Raw genomic sequence first — 23,156 nt, forward strand, 5'->3', positions numbered from 1 at the left:
GACTATATTTTACCAAAAAGGGATGTTTTTTTGTTCATTTTTAGATATAATGTTGTGAATTCTTTCAGTCATATCAAGTGTTTACTAGTGTTTTTCGACTGCGAAAGTTGAGTTTTATAATATATGCTCCCAATATTTGTAAAGAACTCTTTACGTTATTTTTTGGATAATTTTATTAATTCAAGACCACAAATTGTAAGTACCGTTAATTACCTTTTCGTGGATGAATTAAATGTGGACAAATTAATAACTTAATCGTAATAACTAACATAAAGATATAGATTTTTAAAATTTCTATTGTTTGTACGTTATCGTCCAATTGTCTCATCTTGCAGAAAGTCAATCAGAAAGTGAATCTTGTGCGAAAGAAAAACCGGAGAACAGTTAATTAATTAGCAGCTCATTCGTAATTGGACTTATTTAGTTATTCCTAATAAAGCAAAAGAAAATAGGCGGGAGAAGAACCCCTCGCCTATTCGGGAGAAAATGTTTCCTATGGGATTTTATCGTTAGAGGACCCATTAGAAGAATGATTTGCAGTATTGCTTATATTTTTCCACAAATCGTTCTGGAGATGATTGAACAATGAAGGGATACACTCCTCTAAGTGTATGTAAGTAAAGAAGGCCTCCTTTGCCGCCGATGATTCGATAGGAAATATCCAGCACTTCCTTTATCGGAAACTCGTGGTATTTCGTTACAATTTTGTCCGGATATAAAAACATCGTTCGTTCTTCCGTTACGTCGTGCTGTTCTAAGCCATCGACCCGGCGTTCCACCTTAATGTAAGTTTGCGTGGCAAGCAGATTCATATTCTCACTTCCCTAAAGCGGATAAAGAGAACAGTTTGGTAATCACCTTATCCTTCCGCCAGCTGCAGATGGCGCATCCTCCATTTTAGCCATTGATACTCCCGGGTTTTCCGTGGCAGGAATTGCCGAATATCGTCTTCATGGTAACCTACTTGCAGTCTCTTATCATCTACGATAATCGGACTGCGCAATAATCTTGGATGCTCGTGAATCAGTTCCAACAACGTTTGTAATGGTAAAGCATCCATATCCAGATTTAAGTCTTTATAAATTTTCGACCGGGTGGAAATAATCTCATCCGTGCCATCCACCGTCATCCGCAATATATTTTGCAGTTCGGTTACAGTTAAAGGCTCCTTTAAAATATTCCGTTCCACAAATTCAATCCCCTGCTCGGTAAACCATTGCCGGGCTTTTCTTGTTGACGAACATGCTGCTCCATATATTGTCACTGTCATATATCATACCCCATTTACTTTAAATTTTTCCGATGCTGTCCATAATACATACGAGCGAAACCCAAATTTGGATTCACTTTTCTTTATATAAACCGTCCTTCAGCAGTTGTAGATCCTTATGAAAGCGGGCTGCCGCTTCTTCATTCGTCAGGTTATTTGCATACTTTTCTACAAAATTACGGAAAATAACAGCAGTAATAATTTGAATAATATGATGAAGGTCTTTTTCATCGCGTATATTTAAGCGGGATGAATCTACATAATCTAAAATATCTTCAAACCGAGGATGGCTTTTATCGAGAAATATGCGGCTGAAGGATAATTCCATTTTTTGCGCTACATGCAAAAAGGCATTTTTTAAAAATTTTACATTACGTTCATTTGTTTGCTGATAAATCACCTTCGCAAAAAAATCGCCGAAAGCGCCCAATAAGTCTCCATCCTGTTTTTGCAGCGATTGCAATAACAACTCTTTCATTTTGACCGTATAGCGATTTAACAAATAATAGTATAAGTCTTCCTTGTCGTCAAAATACTGATAAAAACTTCCTCGCGGGATACCGCTTTCTTTAATGATATTGGCGACGGAAGCTTCATAAAGAGGAACTCGGGAAAATTCCTTCTCTGCGGCATTCAGCAATGTTTGCCTTTTTTTCTCAGGTAAGTTAAAAAACGTTTGTTTCGGCAATTTCCTTCCTCCGTATCTCTTTCTAAAATCATTGTAAGTGACACGGTGTCATAAGTCAATGTTGATGACACATTGTCACATATTTGACAATAAATCCATCCTGTCGAAAAATGTATTTTTATGTCAAAAAAGGGGATTTCAATCGAAAATATTTCGTGTATAATAATTTCGATATAAATCCAAACAAGAGGGGGCTACGTGTTGGCAAGCACCATTATCCAGTTTAAAAACGTCACGAAACAATACGGCCAAGATCCGGTTGTTCTTGACAATGTCAGCTTTGAAATTGAAAAGGGGAAATTTTATACGTTACTAGGTCCTTCTGGATGTGGTAAGACGACGATTTTAAGATTAATTGCCGGTTTTACGGAACCAACATCTGGAGAGATCTTTTTTAATGGAAAAAAGGTAAACGATATACCTGCAAATAAAAGACAGGTGAATACGGTTTTTCAAGATTATGCCCTTTTTCCCCATTTAAATGTGTATGAAAATGTTGCCTTCGGATTACGGATTAAAAAAATGAAAAAATCGGAAATAGATAAGAAAGTTAAGGAAGCATTAAGCTTTGTCAATTTAAACGGTTATGAAGACCGGGACATTCAAGATATGTCCGGCGGCCAAAAACAGCGGGTTGCCATCGCCCGGGCGATTGTCAATGAACCAGAAGTTATCCTGCTGGACGAGCCTTTGTCTGCCTTAGACCTGAAGCTGCGATACCAAATGCAATATGAATTAAGGGAATTGCAGCGCCGGCTTGGAATTACCTTTATTTTCGTCACCCACGACCAGGAAGAAGCGCTGGCAATGTCCGACGAAATATTTGTAATTAATAAAGGGAAAATCCAGCAGAGCGGCACTCCTAATGATATTTACGACGAACCGATTAACCGTTTCGTTGCCGACTTTATTGGCGAATCGAACATTATTCAAGGTACGATGATCGAAGACTATGTTGTGGAATTTGCCGGAAAACGCTTTGCCTGCGTCGATAAAGGGATGGAGCGAAATGAGCCGATTGAAGTCGTGCTGCGTCCGGAAGATTTGGAGATTACTTCGCCGGACCAGGGGCTGATCCAAATTAAAGTCATCTCCCAACTGTTCCGCGGGGTGCATTACGAAATTCTCGGCGTGGATGAACAAGGAAATGAGTGGATGGTTCATTCGACGAAAAAGGCACAAGTCGGAATGGAAATCGGCCTCCGTTTTGAACCGGAGGCGATTCATGTTATGCGTTTTAACGAATCCGAGGAGGAGTTTGATAAACGGCTGGAATCGTATACGGAGGATGAAAGCGATGGAAAATAAAACCCGTACTCTGTATATGATTCCCTACATCGGATGGATTATTTTATTTGTCGTTGCGCCGATTGCACTCGTCGTTTATTATTCCTTTTTCGATATTCACGGCAATTTCACCGTAGGGAACTACGGAAAGTTTTTTACACCGGTTTATTTGAAAATGGCAATCAGTTCCTTTTGGTATGCTTTTTTAATTACGATTATTTCGCTGGCAGCAGCTTACCCGACAGCCTATTTGCTGACGAAAACGAAGCATAAGCAATTATGGCTATTGCTGATCATTGTCCCTTCCTGGGTCAACTTGCTTCTGAAGGCGTATGCCTTTATCGGGATTTTCGGAGCCCATGGAGCTGCCAATCAATTTTTGGACATCATTGGCATCGGTACAAAGCAGCTGCTTTTTACTGATTTTAGCTTCGTCTTCGTTTCCGTCTATATTTTTATCCCGTTTATGATTTTGCCGATTTTCAATGCCTTGGACAATCTCAATCCGTCATTGCTCGATGCGACAAAAGACTTGGGTGCTTCCAAATGGACGACCTTCCGCCGGGTCATTTTGCCGTTAACGTTAAACGGGGTGAAATCAGGTATCCAAGTCGTCTTTATTCCGTCATTATCCTTATTTATGCTGACAAGACTGATTGCCGGCAACCGGGTTATCACCCTCGGTACGGCCATTGAGCAGCATTTTCTCGTCACCCAGGATTGGGGAATGGGGTCGACGATCGCCGTCTTTTTAATCATCGCCATGTTCCTGATTATGGCTCTGACCGGCTTTCGAAGGAGAGGTGCATAAGATGGGGAAAAAATCAGCAGCTAATATCTTTTTAATCTTTATGTTCTTTATTCTATATGCACCGATTTTTTATTTGATTTTCTACTCTTTCAACAGCGGCGGAACGATGAGCGGGTTTGACGGCTTTACGTGGGAATGGTATGAAGAAATTTTCCAGGATACGAGGCTTTTCATTATCGTTTTAAACACGGTTGTAATCGCCCTTCTATCCGCCTTAATTTCGACAATTATCGGCGTGTTTGGAGCAATAGCTCTCCGGTCGCTAAAACAGCGGCAGCAGCAAACATTGCTTGCTCTGAACAACGTGCTTATCGTCAGCCCGGACGTTATCATCGGGGCATCCTTCTTAATTTTATTTACGTTTATCGGCTTTCAGCTCGGTTTTTATTCCGTATTGCTGTCCCATATCGCCTTCAGCATTCCGATTGTCGTCTTGATGGTGTTGCCGAAGCTGATGGAAATGAGCCCGTCTTTGGTGGACGCCGCAAAAGACTTGGGGGCTAACTCGTGGGAAGTGCTGACGAAAGTCGTATTGCCCTATATTACTCCGGGGATTTTCGCCGGATTTTTCATGGCGTTAACTTATTCGATGGACGATTTTGCCGTCACCTTTTTTGTCACCGGGAACGGATTTACCACGCTGTCCGTTGAAATTTATTCCATGGCACGGCAGGGGATTTCTCTGACGATCAACGCGCTGTCAACGATCCTCTTCCTCGTCACCATCGTCCTTGTGCTGATCTATTATTACTTAAGTCAGCGGAGCGGAGTCAAAGGAGTGAACTTTAGAAAATGAAAAAATTAATGCAAGCCTTTATTGCGGTTTTGCTCTTATCCGCCGTTTTGCTCACAGCTATTAACCGCCTCAATGCGACGGAAGGATACTCGGGAGAAAATACGCTCACCGTGTTTAACTGGGGCGATTATATCGATATGGAACTGGTGGAACAGTTTGAAGAAGAGACGGGAATTACTGTTATTTATGAAACCTTTGATTCCAATGAAGCGATGCTGACGAAAATTCAACAGGGCGGAACGACGTATGATATCGCAGTTCCTTCTGAGTATATGGTGCAAAAAATGATGGAGGAAGACCTGCTCGTCGAATTGGACCATAGCAAAATCCCCAATATGAAATATTTGGACGAACGGTTTATGGACCTTTCCTATGACCCGGGCAACAAATATTCCCTTCCTTATTTTTGGGGTACTGTCGGCATCGTTTATAATACAAAGTTATTGGAAGGAAAAGAGTTTTCCAGCTGGAATGACCTGTGGGACCCTGCTTTAGAAAACGACATTTTGTTAGTCGACGGGGCCCGGGAGGTTATCGGCATGGGATTAAACAGCCTAGGATATTCCTTAAACGATACGAACCGGGATCATTTGCAGGAAGCTTACGAAAAGCTGACAAAACTTACGCCAAATATTAAAGCAATTGTCGGGGACGAAAACAAATTGCTCATGCAAAATGAAGAAGCGGCAATTGCCGTTGTCTGGTCGGGAGATGCGGCAGATATGATGTGGGAAAACGAAAATCTCGATTATGTTGTGCCAGAGGAAGGTTCAAACTTATGGTTTGACACCTTTGTCATTCCGAAAACCGCGAAAAACATTGAAGGGGCCCACCAGTTTATTAACTTTTTCCTCGACCCGGAAATCAATGCGCTGAATACGGAGTACGTCAGCTACTCGACGCCAAATAAAGAAGCATTAAAATATATGCCGGAAGATATGGTGGAGGATGAACGGTTTTATCCTTCCCCGGAGCTGACTGAACGGCTGGAAGTTTACGAAAACCTCGGCCGGGAACATCTCGCCTATTATAACGATTTGTTTTTAGAATTTAAAATGTATCGGAAATAGCAGAAAACAAAGGGATGTACCAGCATATGCCGGTACATCCCTTTTATTAAGAAACCATCACTTTGCATACATCGTTCGTAAATTCCACCGGGTCCTCAATCGGCAATCCTTCAATCAGCCGGGCCTGGTTGTACAGCACTTTCGTAAAGAGGGCTAACTTCTCTTTATCTTCTGCTTCATGGGCTTGTTTCAATGCTTGGAAAATATCGTGATCGACATTAATTTCCAGCACCTTTTCCGCTTTAATTTGCTGGCTATCCGGCATGGCGTTGATAACCTTTTCCATTTCGATGGAAATTTCTCCGTCTGCCGTAATGCATACCGGATGGGATTTTAGCCGTTTCGATGCCCGGACTTCTTTCACTTCGTCCTTCAAAATGTCCTTCATTGCCTGGAAAAGCTCTTTATTTTCTTCGGCTTTTTCCTGCTCCTCTTTTTCCTCTTCCTCAAAGCCTAAGTCTTTGCTGGAAACGGAGCGGAATTCCTTCTCTTTATAGCTCATTAACATTTTGATGGCAAACTCGTCCACTTCCTCCGTGAAATAGAGGATTTCATATCCTTTATCCGCAACGAGTTCGGTTTGCGGCAATTTATCGATTCGTTCCACCGATTCTCCTGTCGCATAATAAATATATTTTTGCTCCTCTGGCATCCGTTTTACATATTCTTCCAACGTCACTAATTTTTTCTCCTTGGAGGAATAGAAGAGCAGCAAGTCTTGCAGTTCTTCCTTGTTTGCCCCGAAATCGCTGTACACGCCATACTTCAGCTGCTGACCAAAGGTTTTGAAAAATTTCTCATATTTTTCCCGTTCATTCCGGAGCATGCTGAGCAGCTGGCTTTTTATTTTCTTCTTAATGTTTTTTGCAATCCGCTGCAGCCTGCGGTCATGCTGGAGCATCTCCCGGGATATATTTAAAGACAGATCTTCCGAATCAACCATTCCCTTTACAAAACTGAAATAATCCGGCAGGAGATCGCCGCATTTTTCCATGATCAGCACCCCGTTGGAGTACAGTTCCAGTCCCTTTTCGTAATCCTTCGTATAGTAGTTAAATGGAGCCTGTTCCGGAATATAGAGAATGGCGTTGTAACGGACGGCACCGTCTACATTGATATGGATGTGTTTTAACGGCTTGTCAAACCCGAAATGTTTTTCCTGATAAAAGTTTTCATAATCTTCGTCCGTTAATTCCGCTTTGTTCTTCTTCCAAATCGGAACCATGGAGTTGATAACCTGTTCTTCTTTCACTTCTTCGTATTCGTTATCGGATCCTTCTTTTAATTTCCGTTCCGTTACATCCATTTTAATCGGATAGCGGATAAAGTCGGAATACTTCTTCACGATTTGTTTCAGCCGGTATTCTTCCAAGTATTCATCGTAGTTATCCTCTTCCGTATTTTCCTTCAGCTGTAATATAATTTCCGTCCCAACGGTTTCTTTCGTTGCCGGTTCAATCGTATATCCGTCTGGTCCCGTTGATTCCCATTTATATGCTTTATCACTATCGATCGATTTGCTGACGACGGTTACCCGGTCTGCCACCATAAATGCCGCATAGAAGCCGACACCAAATTGGCCGATAATGTCGTAGCCATCTTTCATTTCATGTTCTTCTTTAAAGTTAAAAGAACCGCTTCTGGCAATCGTACCTAAGTTGGATTCCAGTTCTTCCTTCGTCATCCCAATTCCCGTATCGAGTATCGTTAGCGTCCGCTCCTCTTTATTTGGTATAATTCGGATATAGTAGTCTTCTTTATTAAATGTCATATTTTGATCCGTCAATGCCCGGTAGTACAATTTATCGATGGCATCACTGGCATTGGAAATCAATTCTCTGAGGAAAACTTCCCGTTTTGAATAGATGGAGTTGATGACCATATCTAATAGCTTTTTCGATTCCGCCTGAAATTGTTTCTTTTCCATTGTGTCCACCCCTTATTCCCAAAAAATTATTAGCACTCTCGCTTCCTGAGTGATAATCTCTATACTTTTAATAACATATCCGTTTTTGACTGTCAAAATTTAGGAAATATAGGATAAAGGAGAGGGTATCGATGCTCAAAAAATGGCTGGAAGAAGCGAAATATGCGGTTGTGTTTACCGGAGCGGGGATGTCGACAGAAAGCGGCCTTCCAGACTTTCGTTCCTCCCAAAAAGGTTTATGGAAACAGAAGGACCCGAGCAAAATTGCCAGTGTGGATGCATTAAACCGAAACGTGGAGGAGTTTATTGCCTTTTACCGCGAGCGGGTGCTCGGAGTGAAAGAGTACGGTCCCCATCAGGGCCATTATATTTTAGCCAACTGGGAAAAAGAGGGCAGGATTCAATCGGTTATTACCCAAAATGTTGACGGTTTCCATCAATTAGCCGGAAGCAGGCGAGTAGCCGAACTCCACGGCACACTGCAGGAACTCCATTGCCAGTCTTGCGGGAAAACTTACGACAGCAGCGAGTACGTGGAAAAATCTTATTATTGCAGCTGCGGCGGCGTATTGCGTCCTTCAGTCGTCCTGTTTGGGGAAACCCTTCCCCAAGATGCTTTCCAATTTGTTTTGGAAGAAGCAGAGGCGAGCGACTTATTTATCGTTCTCGGTTCTTCCTTAAGTGTGACGCCGGCAAACCAGTTTCCTCTTATCGCGAAAAATAATGGAGCAAAACTTGTAATCGTTAATCAGGAAGAAACGGAACTGGATATGTATGCTGATCTAGTCATTCAAGACAAAAAGATCGGCGAGCTGCTGCAGGAATTGGATGCTTCGCTAAATTAAAAACGCTTGGAGACAAATCTCCAAGCGTTATTTTTATTTATGACATCCACTTTGGCGGGGTATTTTTATCCCAGTAAATTTCCCCGATTGTATGATGTTCTTTAAATTCATCGTTTTTTATATGATAGTGGAAATTAAAATAGTAGCCTTCTAGCGGCCGGTTGTCCCGGCGGACGTGGAATAGGGCGATATCCTGCCCTGTTTCTTCATTGTACACATGGAAAATCCGTTCGCCATAGCCCTTTGCCGGCTCTTCCGTAATGCTTAAGCTGCGGTAATCGCCTTCCGTTTTCTCTATCAATTCGTTCAGAGCAATTTCTATGTTCGGCAAAATGCGGGAATAGAATTCATCCTCGACTTGGGGAGTGATTCTCGGTCCAAACTTTTTCAATGTCTGTTCCTTTGCCTGTTCCGATAACACCGACAGGGCTTCGTCTTTCGTTAACGCTTCGCCGGGAAGTGAATCTTCGGAGGACTCGTCATCTACATTCGATTTAGGAATATTATTTTTATTATTCTCTGCATCTACTTCTAATAGATTGGCAGGTACATAGAATCCGAGCGTAATGATTGTAACAAAGATGACAAGCATTTTGTTCAGCCAGCGTTTCATCGATAGGCCCCCCTCTACGGTCCATATATATCATCATATCACGCATAGGGGGAATTTGGATACGAAAAAATCGTTACATTTTTGTTACTGCATAATCGGAGGAAGTTCGCAACGCCAGACGTTCATAGTGTTTATATAGGGAGTGGAATTTCCCAGAATAGTTGCTATGCCATGGCTTTTTCTTGCCGCAAAAATGAAGGATGGCGGTCCGGTTAATGACAAAATCCATATCTACTTTTCCCAGCAGTTTAAAATAGCTGTAAAATCTCGCATCAAAGTTATAGATTAGCTCATCGATATCTTTAATATGTTTCGAATAAAGGCCATTAATAATATCCTGATCCGGCAAAATTAGCTTCTTTCGATTCAATTCGACAAATTCGAATATATCCGCTTCCTTTATTTTCTCCCGCTGTTCCACAAGGTTCATCAATAATACGCCCGAGTTGTAATAGGCTTCAATTTCATAAGGTTTGAGCCGCAATTTATTTATCTCCTTTACGGAGGCACGGTCGTGATAGGCGGCAGCATACAAATATCCGGATAAGTCCATTTCATACAATTCCGTAATATCATTGATGATTAAAATATCCGGGTCCAAATAGAGAATCCGTTCCATTTCTTCCGGCAAAAACTTATACGCAAGGAGGCGATAATACATTTCCTTCGAATAATGTTTCACCACCGGGGCATCGGCAAAGTAATCTTCTTTGATCGGAACGACTTCCAATCGCTGGCCGTTCCCTTCGATATACTGCCGGATTCCCGCAACTTCCTCCTCCGTTAATGAGGAATGCATCAAATATATTGTAAAAGATGCTGCCGGATGATTGAGAAATAAGGACTTGAGCATTACTTTCAACGGATGGATATAGTTGGCGTTTAACGTAACTAAAATATTCATACCTATACCCCCATTTCCGTAATCTAGCTTAATTCTATTTTAACAAACTCCGGAGCATTTACTCCTCCTTCTTTCAATATATTCCTTTGCAAAAAAGACTATTCCAAATGTTCTATACGCACTTCCGGCAATAAAAATACCCATAGAGTATTTTTTCCCGTATTGTTATAGATTTAAAAAGATGCCAACGACCGCATAGATAATGACCGTCGTAAAGATAACCGTCATATAGAGTAGAGAGTATATAAATAAAAGTTTTGCCCATTTTTTCGAATCGGCATTTTTATATCCGTACATGCTTAAAATCAGCCAGATGATACTCATTAATAAGGAAACGAGCATTAAACCGAGGCTTAACGATTTAAAGAGAAAACTCGTTGCAATTAAAATGACTAAATAAACATTCGTTTGGATATAGGTTCGCTTTACCCCTTTGACGACGGGTAGCATCGGGACGTTCGCTGCTTTATATTCTTCATGTCTGCGAATGGCGATGGCATAAAAATGGGGCATTTGCCAAATAACGGAAATTACAAACAAGCCGAGGATGGCAGGATGGGTAATATCCGGATGAATGGCCGCCCAGCCAATAAGAGGAGGCATGGCGCCGGATAAACTGCCAACCTCTGTATTGTATACCGTTCTTCGCTTCGTCCATATCGTATAAGGGACGACATATAAGAACAGCCCTAAAAAGCCGAGAAATCCTGCCAGCGGCGTTGTAAGCAACAGGGCGCCAATACCTAAAATGGCCATGACGACGGCAATCCACAATACCGTTTTTGCGGACAGTTCTCCCGTCACGGTCGGCCGGGTTTTCGTTCGCTCCATTATCGAATCAATATCCCGGTCGTACAAATTATTGAAAGCGCCGGCAGCGCCAATCACTAAAGCAGTGCCAATGATGGCTAAAATAACGTCCAGCACTTTGCTGAACGGATCAACCCCGTACGTATACATGGCTAAAGTTAAACCGGCAAGCATCGGAATTAAATTCGATTTAATAATTCCTGTTTTCACCGTTTTAGCGAGAATTTGCGAATAATTACTCTTCTGTGCAATTTGCATTTATTCTACCTCTATCCCTTAAACAATAATATCAATAAGTCCATTACCTACATTATAAACGATACAAAATATACTGCAAAAGATAGATGTTAAGAAGCGTCCCTTGCCAAAATAACAATCGCCCTCCTTCCAAAAGGAAGGGGGCGTTTCTATAAAGTTTATGCTACATCATAGCCTTGGTCTTCCACTGCTTGCCGCATGGCTTCCAAGGTTACTTTTCCTTCATCATATGTGACTTCCACCTTGCCGGTTTCCAAGTTAACATGTACTTCGGAAACTCCTGCCAATTTCTTTAAGGCGCCTTCCACTGACATTTTGCAGTGGCCGCAGGACATGCCCCGAACATCCAATGTCGTTGTTTGCATTATTTCACCTCCTTTAAAGGCTTATATTTTCACCCTCTTCAGACGGAGCGAATTGGTGACAACACTGACGGAACTTAATGCCATAGCTGCTCCGGCGATCCACGGAGCGAGAAAGCCAAAGGCGGCAATCGGAATTCCTGCCGTATTGTATCCGAATGCCCAGAACAGATTTTGCCGAATATTTTTCATCGTGGCATGACTAATATTAATCGCTTTCGGGATCAACAATAATTCCCCGCCAAGTATCGTTACGTCCGCTGCTTCAATGGCAACTTCGGTGCCGGTGCCGATGGCAATGCCGATATCTGCTACGGCAAGGGCTGGAGCATCATTAATGCCATCTCCGACCATAGCTACCTTTTTCCCTTGCAATTGCAGCTCCTTCACTTTATCCGCCTTTTCTTCCGGCAGTACTTGGGCGATAACTTGTCCAATTCCGACCTGTTTAGCAATCGCCTTTGCTGTCCGTTCATTATCCCCTGTCAGCATGATAACTTCCAGCCCCTGTTCCTTCAGCTGACGGATTGCCTCTGCTGCCGTTTCTTTCACCGTATCGGCCACCGCGACGATTCCCCGGAAAGTGCCGTCAACAGCTACGAACATTGCGGTTTTTCCGGCAGTTTCCAAGTTTTCGGCTTGTTTTTCTGCATCTGCAATCTCTATGTCGTATTCGTTCATCAATTTACGGTTCCCGACAAGAATCGATTTTCCGGAGATTTCCGCTTCAATACCGTGGCCGGGTATCGCACGGAACCGGTCTGCTTCCAGAAAGTCAATCCCTTTTTCTGTTGCGTAGGCAACGACCGCTTCAGCAAGGGGATGCTCGGATCCTTTTTCGGCACTTGCCAGCAGCTGTAACGCTTCCTTATCTCCGGTAAAATCAGTAACTTCCGGCTGCCCTTTCGTAATCGTCCCCGTTTTGTCGAGGACAATTGTATCTAAAGCATGGGTCCGCTCTAAATGTTCTCCGCCTTTAAAAAGAATACCGTTTTCCGCTGCCCTGCCTGTGCCGACCATAATCGACGTCGGTGTTGCCAGTCCTAATGCACAAGGACAGGCAATTACAAGCACCGCGATGGCGGCGATAAGTGCCGGCTCCAGCTGGCCAGGCTGAACGAAGATAATCCAAATGAGAAAGGTAACGATGGAAATCCCGACGACAATCGGCACAAAGTAGCCGGAAATGACGTCGGCCAGCCGCTGAATCGGGGCTTTCGAACCTTGCGCATCTTCCACCACTTTCACAATGGAAGCGAGTGCCGTATCTTTGCCGACTTTTGTCGCTTCCATTTCGATCAGTCCGTTTTTATTAAGGGTAGAACCGATGACGGCATCATCTTGCCCCTTTTCCACCGGGATCGATTCGCCGGTAAGCATCGATTCGTCCACCGCAGTCCGTCCTTTGATGATAATCCCGTCCACAGGTATTTTTTCCCCTGGTTTCACAAGAAGTCTGTCGCCAACAACGACTTCTTCTACAGGGATCATTTTTTCCTCTCCGTTTCTGATTACCCGGGCTTCCTTCGCCTGCAAATGGAGCAATTTCGAGATGGCGTTCGTCGTTTGGCTTTTTGCTCTTGTCTCTAAATATTTCCCAAAAAGTATAAGCGTAATCAGCACCGCACTCGTTTCAAAATAAAGATGCGGCTCATAATTTGGATTTCCCGCTGTTTTTATTCCTTCATATACACTGTAAAAGTAAGCAGCACTCGTGCCGAGGGCAACGAGAACGTCCATATTGGCGCCGCCGTTTCGCAAATTTTTATAGGCGCCGACATAAAACTGCCAGCCGATTACAAACTGCACCGGAGTGGCCAATGCAAACTGAAACCACGGATTCATGAAAATATCCGGAATCGTCATGCCAAATAGATGAACAAGCATCGTCAATAATAGGGGAAATGATAAAACAGCAGAAAGAATCAGCTTACGTTTCATTTTTTGCACTTGCTGTTCTTTTTGGCTCTGTTTTTCTTCCGATTCTGCTTTCCGTTTTGCGTCATACCCTAGGCTTTGGATTTTTTTAATGATTTGCTCCATATCCAATAGCCCTGGATTATATTCAATGGCGGCGCTCTCGGTGGCTAAATTGACGCTGGCAACTTTAACTCCCTCCTGCTTATTCAGCACCCTCTCAATCCGGCTGGAACAAGCGGCACAAGTCATGCCGAATACGTCCAGCTCGACCTTTTCTGTCAGTACGCCATAGCCGATATGTTCAATTTTTTCCGCAATATCGTTTAACGTCACTTTATCCGCATCAAATTGAACCGTTGCCTTCTCCGTCGTCAAGTTCACTTGTGCTTCGACGCCGTCCATTTTATTGAGCACCTTTTCGACCCGATTGGAACAGGCAGCACAAGTCATTCCTGTCACACCGAGGGTTACTTGTTTCACTTTACTCATCCCGATTCCCTCCTACTTGGTAAGCTGTTTCATTACGCCAAGCAATTCTTCAATCATTTCCGCCCCTTCTCCAGACTGGATTGCATTATGGACACAATGCTTCATATGCCGTTCGGAAACAGAAAAACCTACTTGTTTTAATGCGGACTGAATAGCGCTGATTTGCACTAAGATATCCATACAGTAACGGTCTTCTTCCACCATTTTCTGAATGCCGCGGACTTGACCTTCAATCCGCTTTAACCGGTTGATGACCGCTTGTTTTTCATCCTTTGTTCTCGGTTTTACCGGGTGATCGTGCAAAAATTTATCCATAGGGAACACCTTCCTCGTATATTCTGTTTATACTATACCCTTCTAGGGTATTGTAGTCAATCCATAAGCACCGAAAGAAAAAAGGCATTCCCCCTACTGGGAAATACCCTGTTTTCCTTATTGGTTGACGTAATGCACAATCGCATCCCGGAGAATCTTTGCTCCGCCGGCAACAACTTTATCATAATAGGCGGAAAAAAGTTCGTCGGCAACATACATTTCCGCCAGTCCCTGGTGGGCTTCCTTGCTGTAATCAGGCCATGAAAACATGAGCCATTCTTTATGCTTTTCAGCAAGCTTTCGGGCATCTGCGGACGTCGGGTCTTTCGTTTCTGCCACTTTTTTCATTAAGGCAAACACTTCCTGTTCGATGGCCTGCATTTTCTTGAAATCTTCTTCTGACATGTTTCTAAATTTTTCGTAGCTCTTCTTCACCGTCTCCTCGCCGTATTTCTCCCGGATTTCTTTTCCATATTTCTCTTCGTTTTCCTGCATTAACTTATCCTTTAACCCTTCAAACTTTTCCTTATCTTGCATTTCTTTTCCTCCTTTTTTGCTGATAAGCGTTTTTTCGATCGTCGCTAAAATTTTGTCAAGACGGTCCCGCTCTTGTTTTACCTGTTCGTAATGATGCTGCAGCGCTTTTTCTTCATCAAAAGCCGGATCGTGGATGATTTCCTTAATCTGTTCCAGCGGTACACCCAATTCCCGATAAAACAGAATTTGCTGCAGTATATCCACTTCCTGGCTGCTGTAAATACGATACCCGGATTCATTCATCCGTGCCGGTTTCAAGAGACCGATCTGATCATAATATCGCAGCGTGCGGCTGCTTACACCGGCTAGCTGTGCCAGTTCTTTTACCGTATATTCCATTGGCGAACCCTCCTGACAATTCCTATCGTCAACCTTGACGCAACGTAAAGGTCAAGGGGTTTTTTGAAAGAAATTCAATTTATTTTTCCCTTGTTCGGGTTTTAATTTTCACCAGATATGTTATAGTTCTCCTAATATTACCATAAAGGAAGGGGGAATTTTCTTGCTGATTAAACCGAAAAAATTGCAGCGAGGAGATAAAGTAGCTACCGTCAGTCTCTCCTGGGGCGGTGCCGGGGACCAGGAACTCCGCTGGAGGTATGAACAGGGGGTGGAGCGTCTGCAAACGGTTTTTGGCCTGGAAGTAGTGGCAATGCCCCATAGTTTAAAAGGATCGGATTATTTGTACGAACACCCGGAAGCGAGGGCGGAAGATTTAATGACCGCTTTTTCCGATGAGAGCATTAAAGCGGTTTTTTCCAATATCGGCGGGGAAGACAGCATCCGGCTGCTGCCGTACATCGATTTTTCCGTCCTCCGGGATAACCCGAAAATCTTTATCGGCTATTCGGATACGACTGTTTCCCATCTTTTCTGTCTGAAAGCGGGAGTCTCTTCTTTTTATGGTCCGGCTGTCTTAGTGGACTTTTCTGAAAATGTAGAGATGGACCCATATACAATCGAAGCGGTAAAACGGACCCTTTTCTCCAGTGAGACAATCGGGGAAATCAGACCGCCAGCCCATTGGACGAGCGAATATTTGGAGTGGGATATAAAAAATAAAAATACGAGAAGAAAAGTATATCCAAATAAAGGATATGAAGTGCTGCAGGGCTCCGGCACCGTACAAGGCCGGCTTATTGGCGGCTGTTTCGACGTATTGGAGTTTGTGAAAGGAACGGATCTGTGGCCGGATCATTCAATGTGGGAAAATGCCATTCTCTTTTTTGAAACGTCCGAGGAAACAATGAAACCAGCCAATCTCCGCTATGCTCTTCGAAACTATGCTGCCCAAGGCATTTTGCAAAAGGCGAAGGGGATTCTTTTCGCCAAGCCCTATGGGGAGACGTATTACGACGAATATAAACAGGAGATTTTAACGGTCATGAAAGAATACGGTTTAACGGATCTTCCGATTTTATATAATGTCTGTTTCGGCCATACCGAGCCGAAATGCATTATCCCGTATGGTGCTCTTGCTGAAATTAATTGCAAGAAAGGGACGTTCGCCATCCTTGAAAGCGGTGTAGAAGAATAAAATAATCGAAAAAAAGCCAGCGGCGCCTTTGCCGCTGGTTTTATGCTTCATATTTTTTAAATAGCAAGGTAGCGTTATGGCCGCCAAATCCTAAAGAATTGGAAAGGACGACACGCAAGTCTTTTTCTCTCGCTTCATTCGGAACGTAATCCAAATCTAAGTTTTCATCAGGGGTTTCGTAATTTATCGTCGGCGGCATAATCCGATCTTTAATAGCCAAGACACTGAATACCGCTTCCACCCCGCCGGCACCGCCCAGAAGATGGCCGGTCATCGATTTGGTGGAGCTCACCGCCAGTTGATATGCATGGTCTTTAAACACTGCTTTAATGGCGTTCGTTTCAAACAAATCATTGTACGGAGTAGACGTCCCGTGGGCATTAATATAATCGACCTGTTCCGGGGCAACTCCTGCATCTTGGAGCGCTTCTTTCATTGCCCGCTGTGCTCCTTCTCCGTCGGGAGCAGGCGCGGTAATATGATACGCATCTCCCGTGGCGCCGTATCCGGCTATTTCTGCATAAATGCGGGCTCCCCGTTTCTTCGCATGTTCCAATTCCTCTAAAATAAGAATGCCGCATCCTTCGCCTAAAACGAAACCGTCCCGATTTTTATCAAAAGGTCTGCATGCTTTTTTCGGATCGGGATTTTTTGACAAAGCAGTCATATTGGAAAAGCCGGCAATTGTCATTTCGGTAATAGCTGATTCTGTCCCGCCAGAAACGATGACGTCGGCATAGCCATTTTGAATGGCACGAAAAGCTTCACCGATGGAATTCGAACCGGACGCGCAGGCTGTCACCGAACAGTTGTTAATTCCTTTCGCACCAATTTCCATCGATACCCGTCCGGATGCCATATCAGGGATGAACATCGGGATAGTAAAAGGGCTGACTCGACGCTGGCCTTTCGTTAAAAATCTCGTAAATTGCTCTTCAAAATCACCAATCCCGCCTATCCCGGAGCCAATCCAAACTCCGACCCGTTCCGGATGAGCATTGTCTCCTACCGTTAATCCGGCATCTTCCAAAGCCATTTTGCTTGCTGCAATTGCAAACTGGCTAAAGCGACCCATCCGTTTCGCTTCTTTCTTATCCATATAGTTTTCCGGTTTAAAGCCTTTTACTTCCCCTGCGATCGTTACATCTACCTTTTCTTTATCAATCACAGTTGACGTGTCAATGCCCGAAACACCGTTTTTAATATTTTCCCAAGTGGAGAATGCATCATTGCCAAGGGGGGTTACTGCTCCGACTCCCGTGATTACGACTCTTTTTTTCACTTTTCATTCTCTCCTATTTTCAATCTCGAAAACTATAAACTATAACTCTATTATACCGAGAAAGAAAAGCAATTGAAAATAATGTGAAATGCCTTTTTCTGTAATGCTGATGCTTGACAGTTAAAAAATTCTGTCTTTTCCCCGCTCTTTTTGGCGTCATCGTCGTTTCTCGAAGGAAAATTTTGCATATTCCTATTCTGCTGTTACAATGGATAATTAAATAAACATGATAGAAGGAGGATTTAGCTAATGGCAACGATAGAGGACTTTTTAAAATTGGACTTGCGCATTGGCACCGTTATTCAGGCCGAACCGTTTCCCGAGGCGAGAAAACCGGCCATTAAGCTGCAGATTGATTTTGGCGATGAAATCGGCACGAAACAGTCTTCCGCCCAAATTACGAAAAGATATGAACCGGAACAATTAATCGGAAGACAAGTAGTCGCTGTCGTGAACTTTCCTCCAAGGAGAATCGCAGGATTTAAGTCGGAAGTTCTCGTACTTGGCGGTGTTCTAGAAGAGGGGGATGTCGTCCTCTTGCAGCCGGAACAGCAGGTAGAAAACGGCACTCCCGTTGCATGAAGCAAAAAAGGTCCCTATCCAATAGATAGGAGCCTTTTTGCTTTCATTTCCATATTTACGCGTGCCCAGACCGCAGCAGCTGCGTTACATTCCTTTCCAGCGCAGCCCTTTCGGATAGTGATTTTTCAATAACCCGTTTGCGCATTTCGCCCATCCTATCGAGTATCCTTGAGCGAGCATCAAATACCAGCCTTTCCCTTCTCCGCCATTTAACGTTTCCCCTTTTAAATAAGCTGCCATTTCAGCTGATTCTGCCGGCAAATTCCATGTAAATGCTGCATCCTTTTTCGTTAATGACAAGGCGAGGGCATGGGACGGCTCAAAGCGGTTCTTTTTCAACGTCCCTAAATGCCAGCCGGGACGAAGAACTTTTAGCCCTTTCAAAGAGATGTCCTCTTCAGGAAGGATATAAAGATGGTCGCCAAAGAGATAAAAGTTCCCGCTTGGTTCCATCTGCAAATTTTCCTTAACAAACCGGTAATAATCTTTTAGTATCCCTTTGTCCTTTAATGGCTTGGTAATGTTTCTCCCTGTTATCTCCTCGCCGTCAGTTTTGCGCAATACCGCAATAAAATGCCCCTCGCCTTCCAGCTTATGAGGCCAAAGCCGAATCGTTTTTTCCACATCCGCTTCCGTGTCCCCGCTCCATTCTTTCCGGCCACGGCTAAATCCTTTATATCCATCCGCTGTTTCGATTAGAAACTCAGGATGACTGCGAATAAAGCTGTTGATGACTCCTTCGTTTTCTTCCGGGGAAAAGGTGCATGTTGAGTAAACGAGGCGCCCTCCCGCTTTTAGCATTTTGGCAGCATGTTCCAATATATCCTGCTGGCGGATGGCGCAGCGGGCAACCTGCTCCAGACTCCACTCTGCCCGCGCTTCAGGGTCTTTGCGGAACATTCCTTCGCCGGAACAGGGGGCATCGACTAAAATCCGGTCAAAATAGCCGGGAAACTTATTGCTAAGCCGCTCCGGCGTTTCATTCGTCACAATCGCATTTCTAATCCCCATCCGCTCGATATTTTGGGAAAGGATTTTGGCACGGGCGGGATGAATTTCATTGGCAACGAGCAAGCCTTCCCCATTCATTTTCGCTGCCATGTGGGTCGTTTTTCCTCCCGGGGCGGCACATAAATCCAATATCTTCTCGCCCGGCTCTGGCGCGACGATCTCTCCGACAGCCATCGCACTTGGCTCTTGAATATAGTAAAGCCCTGCATCATGAAAAGGGTGTTTTCCCGGCCTCTCCAGCCCGCCGTAGAAAAATCCTTCCTCCGCCCAAGGAATTTTCCGCAATGTAAAGGGATCGATTCGTTTAAAATCATCTACCGTAATTTTCAATGTATTGACACGCAGCCCTTGTGCCGGTTCCCGTGCATAGCTTTGAAGAAAGTCGGGGAATTCATCCTGCAACAGGCTTTGCATTTTCGTTGTAAAGTCTTTTGGCAAGTCCATACCGTCACCTCTTGTCCATTATGAGAATCATTCTACCACATGGAGCTTTTCGTCCCAACACGAAAGAAAAAGAGAACCGTACAGGTCCTCTTTGTTTACTTCCTTCTCCGGTTGATCACATCAACGGCGCCGGTGGCGGCAATGATGCTCCCGGTAATCATATCCGAATCCTCTTCACATAAAAAAGTAACAATTCGGGCGATGTCTTCTCCGGTAGCCGGCCGGCCAATCGGTGTCAGCGGATCGTTCAGCAGCCTGGCGGACTGGATATTTGCTTCTTTCATTTCCCCGGATATATCCCCGGGACAGACCATGTTGGCCGTAATGCCGTTTTCCGCCTCCTCGATGGCAATGGATTTCGTCAAGGAAACGAGACCGACTTTCGCCGCGCTGAATGCGGCACGATAAATCCATCCTGGAGCAGTTTCCGCATCTTGAAAGCCGTACGTAATAATCCGGCCGAATTGCTGTTTTCGCATCCAAGGAATGACCAATTTGGCAAAATGGAAGACGGATGTCAAATTCCCGTTAATAATTTCATTCCATTCTTCGTCGGTATAATCTACCAGCTTCTTCCGCTCAAAGATGTAAGGGCCCGCATTGTTGATCAGAAAGTCAATCCGGCCAAACCGTTCCGTTGCCTGTTCCACAATACGGACTATATCTTCTTTTTTTGTAATATCGCCCTGGACAAATTGGAGACGATCCAAATAATTTCCCCATTCCTTCTTCAACGTTTCTACTCTTCCCACATCACTGCGGTAATTGACGGTAATGGAATAGCCTTTTTTTAAAAAGGATTCGGTCACCATCTTCCCCAAACCTTTCGTACCCGCAGTGATTATCGCGTGTCTCACCCGCTTCACCTTCCTTTGTTTTTCTTAATCTTTCAGAAGGGATAAGAACTCCATCCGTTTCTCCTCGTTTTTCATAACACCTCTAGTGGCAATTGTCTTTGTCACCGCATCAGATTTGCGCACGCCTCTTCCGCACATGCACATGTGTTTCGCCTCGATAACGACCATAACGCCCTGGGCCTGAAGCACTTCATCCATCGCGTTGGCAATCTGATTTGTCAGCCGTTCCTGTACTTGGAAGCGCTTTGCGTACCCCTCGGCCATCCGGGCAATTTTCGAAAGACCGGTAATTTTTCCATTTGGAATATAGCCGATATGGGCTACCCCGAAAAAGGGAGCAAAGTGATGTTCACACATGGAAAATATTTCAATATCCTTTACCATAATGATATCTTCATGGTCCACATCAAATACCTTTTCCAGATGTTTTTTCGGATCATCCCGATATCCTTCCGTATATTCTAAAAATGCCCGAATCACTCTAAGCGGTGTTTCTTCCAAACCGTTGCGGTTCGGATCATCGCCGCACACTTCGATTAAATCCCTTACTGCTTGCATAAAGTTTTTCGATTGGGCAATTTTTTCTTCTATTTTTACCGGATCATCTCCGTGAACTTTCACTAATTCGTCGTAGAGAATCGATGATTCATTCATTGCCATTGTTTTTACCTCGCTTCTATTTAAAAAAATTATCATATAACAATCATTTTTTATACTCATAGAATAGTATGTTAAGCTCTGCCGGTCAATTCTTTGCCATTATATCTTATTGTAACCAATTAAATAAAATATCGGAAATAAAGCTGCTGGCATATTTTGGTCGAAAAAAATGAAAATTATTATTTTAATAAAACGGTGGAAAAGGACCGTTTTTCACTTTATAGTTTTATATAGATTATGAAGGAAAGCGAGATGGAAAACAATGGGCCGCAAATGGCAAAACATTAAATATAAAAAAGCAGAAAAAGATAAAAACACCAGCAGAATTTATGCCAAATTCGGCCGGGAAATTTACGTCGCTGCCAAACATGGGGAGCCAGACCCGGAATTAAACCAAACATTAAAAATGGTATTGGAACGGGCGAAAACGTATAACGTGCCGAAGCATATTATTGACCGGGCGCTGGAAAAAGCGAAGGGCGCAACGGATGAAAACTATGATGAACACCGGTATGAAGGCTTTGGCCCAAGCGGATCCATGATTATTGTTGACGCCTTGACAAATAACGTAAACCGCACCGCCTCGGAAGTGCGGGCAGCATTTGGCAAAAACGGCGGAAATATGGGAGTGAGCGGGTCCGTCTCCTACATGTTCGACGCGACCGCCGTGTTCGGGATAGAAGGGAAAGCAGCTGATGACATTTTGGAGCTGTTAATGGAAGAAGACTTGGACGTAAGAGATATTTTTGAAGAAGATGGAATAGCTATCGTCTACGCTGAACCGGATCAATTCCACGCTGTCCAGGAAGCGTTGAAAAATGCAGGAATTGCCGAGTTTACCGTAGCCGAATTGTCCATGATTCCGAAAAACGAGGTAGCTTTAAGCGGAGACGATTTGGACCAGTTTGAGAAACTGATTGACGTTTTGGAAGAGTTGGAAGACGTTCAGCAAGTGTACCATAACGTAGATGTCGATTAATTTTTTAGGAGCAGTCCGGGAAATCAGGGACGGCTCCTTTTCTGATGCGTTTAGCTGACTCCTGATATGCTTTCCGGCCGTCTGTAAAATAATTCACCGCAATCCTGCGATGTTTTCATTGCCTGAATGACTTCTGCCAACGGCCGGTGAAAAACATACGGATAATCCTCTTCTCCTAATTCAGGATGGATTACATAGGCTAATTTTTCCTGGTTTATGCAAAATTCGGACGAAATCCCCGGCTTATTCCCCCGCGGATCAACACGAAACCATCGGTCTTCTAAGCAGACCGCATTCAGCCCGTGCAGCGCATAGCCTGATTCTATTGTACCTTTCCTCGTTACCTTTTGATAACAAAATCCGCACGGTATTTCCATCGCCCGCAGCAGCGCTGCCAGCAAATGGGCTTTTGCAAAACAGATCCCTTCTTTTTTCTCCAGCGTTTCCGAGGCGGTAATTGTGATGTCCTTGCCGTCAATATCAAAGGAATGCCGAATCTCATCACGAACGAAGTTAAATGCCGCCTCCGCCCGTTCTGATTTTGTTTTCTTCTCCTTCTTTATTTGCGCAACAAGTTTTTGGATTGCTGGATGCCGATAATTAATAATGTCCGTTTCTTCCAGGAAATCCGTTAGAGAATTGCTCTTAATGATCAGCTCCATAAGAAAACACCCCCTGCTTTTTCCCTTTAGTATACTGTTTTCCGCTTTTCGAAGATGTGACGTATATCATCTTCGGTCCTGTTTTTCTACTTTTCTCTATTTTTTTAATAAACTGTTATTGAATTTTTTTTAAGTTTACCCAAAAATAAAGCTTGACTTTGAAACAAAAACAGGCATCCGAAAATTTGGTGCAAAAGAGCACTTTTGATGCCTGTTTTTCTCTCTATGGATCCAAAATGG

The 23,156-nt window shown here is 43.7% G+C and carries 24 protein-coding genes; 8 read left to right on the plus strand and 16 right to left on the minus strand.

All coding sequences use genetic code 11. From position 1 onward, the window contains the following. Positions 1-521: 521 nt before the first annotated feature. From IEV18_RS12740 to IEV18_RS12750, 3 genes are all read right to left on the minus strand, one after another. Positions 522-812 (minus strand): hypothetical protein, encoded by a 291-nt coding sequence (locus IEV18_RS12740; RefSeq protein WP_188392770.1) that lies wholly within the window; start codon positions 810-812, stop codon positions 522-524. A gap of 47 nt (positions 813-859) precedes the next feature. Continuing rightward, positions 860-1,270: a Spx/MgsR family RNA polymerase-binding regulatory protein gene (locus IEV18_RS12745; RefSeq protein ID WP_188392771.1), complete on the minus strand. Its 411-nt coding sequence runs from the start codon at positions 1,268-1,270 to the stop codon at positions 860-862. 73 nt (positions 1,271-1,343) lie between these two features. Further along, positions 1,344-1,958: a TetR/AcrR family transcriptional regulator gene (locus IEV18_RS12750; RefSeq protein WP_188392772.1), complete on the minus strand. Its 615-nt coding sequence runs from the start codon at positions 1,956-1,958 to the stop codon at positions 1,344-1,346. Between the two features lie 198 nt (positions 1,959-2,156). Between IEV18_RS12750 and IEV18_RS12755 the strand changes: the two genes are divergently transcribed. The 4 genes from IEV18_RS12755 to IEV18_RS12770 are packed head-to-tail and all read left to right on the plus strand — an operon-like array spanning position 2,157 to position 5,922. After that, positions 2,157-3,266, plus strand: a complete 1,110-nt coding sequence (locus IEV18_RS12755) for an ABC transporter ATP-binding protein (RefSeq protein ID WP_188392773.1) — start codon at positions 2,157-2,159, stop codon at positions 3,264-3,266. Further along, positions 3,256-4,056 carry an ABC transporter permease gene (locus IEV18_RS12760; RefSeq protein WP_188392774.1) on the plus strand — a complete coding sequence of 267 codons (801 nt, stop codon included), beginning with the start codon at positions 3,256-3,258 and terminating at the stop codon, positions 4,054-4,056. The genes IEV18_RS12755 and IEV18_RS12760 overlap by 11 nt, the downstream gene beginning before the upstream one ends. A 1-nt stretch (position 4,057) precedes the next feature. Beyond that, positions 4,058-4,852: an ABC transporter permease gene (locus IEV18_RS12765; protein WP_188392775.1), complete on the plus strand. Its 795-nt coding sequence runs from the start codon at positions 4,058-4,060 to the stop codon at positions 4,850-4,852. After that, complete coding sequence (locus IEV18_RS12770) at positions 4,849-5,922, plus strand: ABC transporter substrate-binding protein (RefSeq protein ID WP_188392776.1); 1,074 nt, start codon at positions 4,849-4,851, stop codon at positions 5,920-5,922. The genes IEV18_RS12765 and IEV18_RS12770 overlap by 4 nt, the downstream gene beginning before the upstream one ends. Positions 5,923-5,968: 46 nt before the next feature. Here IEV18_RS12770 and htpG read toward each other — a convergent pair whose 3' ends face one another. After that, the gene (htpG, locus tag IEV18_RS12775) at positions 5,969-7,849 is read right to left on the minus strand and encodes a molecular chaperone HtpG (protein WP_188392777.1); all 1,881 of its coding nucleotides are present in this window, start codon (positions 7,847-7,849) and stop codon (positions 5,969-5,971) included. Between the two features lie 131 nt (positions 7,850-7,980). On the opposite strand from htpG, the gene IEV18_RS12780 reads away from it, so the two are divergent. Then, the gene (locus tag IEV18_RS12780; protein WP_188392778.1) at positions 7,981-8,694 is read left to right on the plus strand and encodes an NAD-dependent protein deacylase; all 714 of its coding nucleotides are present in this window, start codon (positions 7,981-7,983) and stop codon (positions 8,692-8,694) included. Positions 8,695-8,731: 37 nt separating this feature from the next. On the opposite strand, the gene IEV18_RS12785 is transcribed toward IEV18_RS12780, so the two are convergent. From IEV18_RS12785 to IEV18_RS12815, 7 genes are all read right to left on the minus strand, one after another. Beyond that, the gene (locus IEV18_RS12785; protein ID WP_188392779.1) at positions 8,732-9,307 is read right to left on the minus strand and encodes a YpjP family protein; all 576 of its coding nucleotides are present in this window, start codon (positions 9,305-9,307) and stop codon (positions 8,732-8,734) included. 73 nt (positions 9,308-9,380) lie between these two features. After that, entirely contained in the window at positions 9,381-10,211 is an 831-nt protein-coding gene (locus tag IEV18_RS12790; RefSeq protein ID WP_188392780.1) for a glycosyltransferase family 8 protein, read from the minus strand. 165 nt (positions 10,212-10,376) lie between these two features. Further along, entirely contained in the window at positions 10,377-11,279 is a 903-nt protein-coding gene (gene cyoE / locus IEV18_RS12795; protein WP_188392781.1) for a heme o synthase, read from the minus strand. Between the two features lie 158 nt (positions 11,280-11,437). Next, positions 11,438-11,644: a copper chaperone CopZ gene (copZ, locus tag IEV18_RS12800; protein WP_188392782.1), complete on the minus strand. Its 207-nt coding sequence runs from the start codon at positions 11,642-11,644 to the stop codon at positions 11,438-11,440. 21 nt (positions 11,645-11,665) lie between these two features. Beyond that, entirely contained in the window at positions 11,666-14,050 is a 2,385-nt protein-coding gene (locus IEV18_RS12805; RefSeq protein WP_188392783.1) for a heavy metal translocating P-type ATPase, read from the minus strand. Between the two features lie 12 nt (positions 14,051-14,062). Continuing rightward, positions 14,063-14,365: a metal-sensitive transcriptional regulator gene (locus IEV18_RS12810; RefSeq protein ID WP_188392784.1), complete on the minus strand. Its 303-nt coding sequence runs from the start codon at positions 14,363-14,365 to the stop codon at positions 14,063-14,065. 117 nt (positions 14,366-14,482) lie between these two features. Continuing rightward, on the minus strand, positions 14,483-15,241 hold the full coding sequence (locus tag IEV18_RS12815; RefSeq protein WP_188392785.1) for a MerR family transcriptional regulator: 759 nt from the start codon (positions 15,239-15,241) through the stop codon (positions 14,483-14,485). Between the two features lie 163 nt (positions 15,242-15,404). Between IEV18_RS12815 and IEV18_RS12820 the strand changes: the two genes are divergently transcribed. Next, complete coding sequence (locus IEV18_RS12820; RefSeq protein WP_188392786.1) at positions 15,405-16,439, plus strand: S66 family peptidase; 1,035 nt, start codon at positions 15,405-15,407, stop codon at positions 16,437-16,439. 40 nt (positions 16,440-16,479) lie between these two features. Here IEV18_RS12820 and fabF read toward each other — a convergent pair whose 3' ends face one another. Further along, on the minus strand, positions 16,480-17,721 hold the full coding sequence (gene fabF / locus IEV18_RS12825; RefSeq protein WP_188392787.1) for a beta-ketoacyl-ACP synthase II: 1,242 nt from the start codon (positions 17,719-17,721) through the stop codon (positions 16,480-16,482). Between the two features lie 249 nt (positions 17,722-17,970). Here fabF and csaA point away from each other — a divergent pair, with 249 nt between their 5' ends. Then, positions 17,971-18,303: a chaperone CsaA gene (gene csaA / locus IEV18_RS12830; protein ID WP_188392788.1), complete on the plus strand. Its 333-nt coding sequence runs from the start codon at positions 17,971-17,973 to the stop codon at positions 18,301-18,303. Between the two features lie 84 nt (positions 18,304-18,387). On the opposite strand, the gene IEV18_RS12835 is transcribed toward csaA, so the two are convergent. From IEV18_RS12835 to folE, 3 genes are all read right to left on the minus strand, one after another. Then, a complete protein-coding gene (locus tag IEV18_RS12835) occupies positions 18,388-19,758 on the minus strand; it encodes an RsmB/NOP family class I SAM-dependent RNA methyltransferase (protein WP_188392789.1) in 1,371 nt (456 codons plus the stop codon). Between the two features lie 95 nt (positions 19,759-19,853). Next, complete coding sequence (locus tag IEV18_RS12840) at positions 19,854-20,615, minus strand: SDR family oxidoreductase (RefSeq protein WP_188392790.1); 762 nt, start codon at positions 20,613-20,615, stop codon at positions 19,854-19,856. Positions 20,616-20,639: 24 nt separating this feature from the next. After that, positions 20,640-21,275, minus strand: a complete 636-nt coding sequence (gene folE / locus IEV18_RS12845; protein ID WP_188392791.1) for a GTP cyclohydrolase I FolE — start codon at positions 21,273-21,275, stop codon at positions 20,640-20,642. 262 nt (positions 21,276-21,537) lie between these two features. Between folE and IEV18_RS12850 the strand changes: the two genes are divergently transcribed. Next, the gene (locus tag IEV18_RS12850; RefSeq protein ID WP_188392792.1) at positions 21,538-22,254 is read left to right on the plus strand and encodes a YebC/PmpR family DNA-binding transcriptional regulator; all 717 of its coding nucleotides are present in this window, start codon (positions 21,538-21,540) and stop codon (positions 22,252-22,254) included. A 50-nt stretch (positions 22,255-22,304) separates the two neighbouring features. On the opposite strand, the gene IEV18_RS12855 is transcribed toward IEV18_RS12850, so the two are convergent. After that, positions 22,305-22,916 carry a transglutaminase-like domain-containing protein gene (locus IEV18_RS12855; protein ID WP_188392793.1) on the minus strand — a complete coding sequence of 204 codons (612 nt, stop codon included), beginning with the start codon at positions 22,914-22,916 and terminating at the stop codon, positions 22,305-22,307. Between the last annotated feature and the right edge of the window lie 240 nt (positions 22,917-23,156).

The organism is Compostibacillus humi (assembly GCF_014637175.1).
GTDB lineage: Bacteria > Bacillota > Bacilli > Bacillales > Amphibacillaceae > Oceanobacillus > Oceanobacillus humi.